Origin of the sequence: Catenibacterium sp., from assembly GCF_052354645.1 — a bacterium.
Classification (GTDB): Bacteria; Bacillota_I; Bacilli_A; order Erysipelotrichales; family Coprobacillaceae; genus Catenibacterium; species Catenibacterium mitsuoka_A.
On record NZ_DAWDDM010000219.1, the window covers coordinates 1 to 3,403 of the forward strand.

The 3,403-nt window shown below is 32.6% G+C and carries 4 protein-coding genes; 1 reads left to right on the plus strand and 3 read right to left on the minus strand.

All coding sequences use genetic code 11. The features are described from left to right. From ACT8VG_RS08905 to ACT8VG_RS08915, 3 genes are all read right to left on the minus strand, one after another. A partial coding sequence (locus tag ACT8VG_RS08905; RefSeq protein WP_444195667.1) for a PLDc N-terminal domain-containing protein occupies window positions 1-467 on the minus strand: 467 nt, incomplete at its 3' end. Next, on the minus strand, window positions 464-859 hold the full coding sequence (locus ACT8VG_RS08910) for a DUF1934 domain-containing protein (protein ID WP_117458112.1): 396 nt from the start codon (window positions 857-859) through the stop codon (window positions 464-466). The genes ACT8VG_RS08910 and ACT8VG_RS08905, both read right to left, overlap by 4 nt. Continuing rightward, entirely contained in the window at window positions 859-2,442 is a 1,584-nt protein-coding gene (locus ACT8VG_RS08915) for an HD domain-containing protein (protein WP_444195668.1), read from the minus strand. Before ACT8VG_RS08915 ends, ACT8VG_RS08910 begins: the two co-directional genes overlap by 1 nt. A gap of 88 nt (window positions 2,443-2,530) precedes the next feature. On the opposite strand from ACT8VG_RS08915, the gene ACT8VG_RS08920 reads away from it, so the two are divergent. Further along, the gene (locus tag ACT8VG_RS08920; RefSeq protein ID WP_187011685.1) at window positions 2,531-3,346 is read left to right on the plus strand and encodes a purine-nucleoside phosphorylase; all 816 of its coding nucleotides are present in this window, start codon (window positions 2,531-2,533) and stop codon (window positions 3,344-3,346) included. Window positions 3,347-3,403 lie beyond the last annotated feature (57 nt).

A 3,403-nucleotide genomic window follows, 5' to 3' on the forward strand; every position in this document is an offset into this window, starting at 1 on the left:
GTATGATTATATATAGGAAATGATTGTCTATTGAGATAATCTAAAGAAATAATCTTCTTATTAATAATCTGATTTCTAATAACCGGATCTTGATGTCTTGTTTCATTAAAGTATTGTACTTCTGGCTGAATCTTTCTTTTTAACCAGCGTGATGGTCTCTTGTTACCTAACAAGAGATAAAGTAATCCTCCTGCGTTAGGCAATAACATTATAAAGAAGATCCATGTCATCTTATAGTTTGTATTCTCATCTTTACTAATTAAATAAAAGATCATAAATGCAGACAAAGAAACAAACAAGAAACGAACCACACCATTAAAGTCTGTGAGTATTGATGCAAAGTATACAAGATAAATAGCTTGAATACAGATGAGCGCAATATAGATCACAATTGGGCTCAATAAGAACTGGATAAAACGATATAGATATTCAAAGAACAATGCTGTAAAACGTTTTATATATTTCATGAAGGCATCCCTTCTTCATCTATATCAGAGTAATGCACCATCATATAAGCTTTTGTTACAAGATGTTCCTGGTCATAGAGTTCATAGATAAATTTCATTGTACCTTCTCTATATTCTAAAGAAATCACTTTTGTATGAAGTTCTACAACACCATAAGGTAATGTATATTTATTCGGTACACGCATATCCTTATTAAAATGTAATACAGATTGATCATTCACAAGATGTACATGTGTATCATCATATTGGATACGCATTGGTTTTCCTTCTACTTCAAAAGAGATATGATGAACACCTTTTACTTCATAATGGTCTCCTATCTCTTTATATTTTACTTTTTCTTTGACGGGGCCATTGACTAATAAACATTCATAAGAAATTCTTTTTTTCATCATCCTACCTCCTTAATTATATAGTAACCTTCTGTACGATACCCATTTTCTAGATAAAAATCAAGAGATTGTGTATGAGGAATAATCTTGATTACATCTTTATTGTATTTTTTAAAGAAATCTTCTATTGCAGCTAACACTTCTTTTTCATAGAACTCTCTACGGTCATCAGGAAGTAATACAATGTCTTTGACACAATCATCAATAATATGTGCACATCCAATAACATGATCTTCTTGATAGAATTCTAAGAATAATCCTTCCTGATTCCATTCTTTAGAAGCCTGTTCAAGAATATAGTGTGTACCCTGTGCATCCTCATATTTATTAAAAGACTGATATCTAAAAGATGAACGTCTAATCACTTGTCTAGTAGAGAAGATCTTCTGATCCTGTTTGGCTTTACCTAACAATATAGCTTGTACAATTTCTGATTCTTCTGGTAATGAACTAATTGTTCCATCTTGTTTAAGTATTTCTACTTCATTCGCATGTCTGACCTCCATACGTTTATAAGGCACCTGATTCATAATCGCATCACTTGTAACATAATAGCGAGGATCTAGTCCTTCTTCTATACATATCTTTCTTGTATTTTCATAATCTTCATCACCCTTAAGTGTACGATATTTAAATAATTCTCTTTCTAATAAACGAGTCGATAAATCTTTAAGAATTGTATCATCTTCATCCATAAAGCATCTTATATAATAGAGTAATGATGTTTCATCAAGTCTCACAAATTGTTCAGGTGTGAAGTTATCCTCTAAGAAAGGAATAAGAAGTGGAAATGAAGATTTAAACGTATAGTTTTGTTTATATAAATCCTTTACACGTTTCATAACACTCCCTAGTACTTGTTCATAACTTCTAGATACGGGATGATAATACACCTGCCAATACATATAATAACGAGCTAAAATATAATCTTCTATTGCCTGTACACCGGACGATTTAAAGACAATACGATTATCTACAATACGCATAGTACGTAATATTCTTGATAAATCAAACTGTCCATAAGTCACACCACAGTTATAAGAATCACGTAAGAGATAATCCATACGATCAGCATCTACCTGACTAGAGATCATCTGCACTAACATTGGTTTATCAGCTTTCTTTTCTATAACACGTGCCACATCTTCAGGCAAATGAGGATCAACTTGTGAGAGGACTTCATGTACCTTTGTATGTCCTCTAATAAGCGCTGTGGTCATCTCTTCATGATTATAATGAAAGATTCCTTCAAATGAATGAGAGAAAGGACCATGTCCTAAATCATGTAATAAAGCGGCACATAATACAGTTAAACGTTCATAGTCTGTTAAGTGGTTTTTGACTTGATCTAATTCTGTCATTTGTCGAGTTATTTCATAAACACCTAAAGAATGGACAAAACGTGAATGTTCTGCACTAGGAAATACCATGGATGTACCTCCTAACTGTTTAATACGTCTTAAACGCTGAAATTCTTTTGTATTAATCAGTTTCCAGATAGGCATATATTCAACACGTATATAATCATGAACAACATCTCTAAATACTTTTGTATCAAATAAACGGTAATCTTCTAAATGCATGGTATCACCTTCCTTATTAGGGTTATTTTATCATTTTTAAGAGTTATTTGCGAATGATATAGGTTATAATAGCTATGGAGGTATATTTATGTATATTGATGAAATTTATGCTGCACGTGATTATATTCAGTCACGCTATAAAAATCCTATTGATGTTGCCATTGTATTAGGTTCAGGTTTAGGACCACTTGCTGATGTGATTAATGAACCTGTAGAAATTGATTATAAGGATATCCCTTATTTCCCTGTTTCTACTGTACCAGGACATGCTGGTAAATTAATTATTGGTGAAATTGGTGGTAAGACTGTTGCCTGTATGAAAGGACGTTTCCATTTCTATGAAGGCTATGATATGCAGAAAGTCACAATGCCTATTCGTGTATTTAGTGCTTTAGGTATTAAGAACTTAATTGTGACTAATGCCTGTGGTGGTGTAAGAGATGATTTAAATCCAGGACAGATTGTAATTATTTCTGATCATTTATCATTTATGATGCCATCACCTTTAAGAGGACCTAACCTAGATGATTTTGGACCACGTTTCAAGGATATGACTGATGTTTATACATCAGCATTACGTTCTCTTGCCTTTGAATCTGCAAAGAAAGTAAATGTAGATGTAAAAGAAGGCGTTTATTGTTTCTTTAAAGGACCACAGTTTGAAACACCTGCAGAAATTCGTGCATTCAAGACACTTGGTGCAGACATGGTAGGTATGTCTACAGTGCCTGAAGCTATTGTTGCAAGACATTCTGATATGAAGATTTTAGGTATTTCACTTGTAACTAATAAAGCAGCAGGACTATCAAATAATGAATTAAATCATATAGAAGTCATGGAAGCAGCAAATAGTGCAGAGGAAAGACTTGTTAAGCTTGTAAAACAAATTCTAGAAGACATGTAAAAAAGAGGCTGTGACGAAATGATTTAATATCATTTCCAAACAGTCTTTTTTTTATAT

What these genes read in the sequence shown, in the direction of transcription:
- ACT8VG_RS08910 (WP_117458112.1), bottom strand. Translation starts at nt 859, where the DNA reads ATGAAAAAAAGAATTTCTTATGAATGTTTATTAGTCAATGGCCCCGTC.
- ACT8VG_RS08915 (WP_444195668.1), bottom strand. Translation starts at nt 2,442, where the DNA reads ATGCATTTAGAAGATTACCGTTTATTTGATACAAAAGTATTTAGAGAT.
- ACT8VG_RS08920 (WP_187011685.1), top strand. Translation starts at nt 2,531, where the DNA reads ATGTATATTGATGAAATTTATGCTGCACGTGATTATATTCAGTCACGC.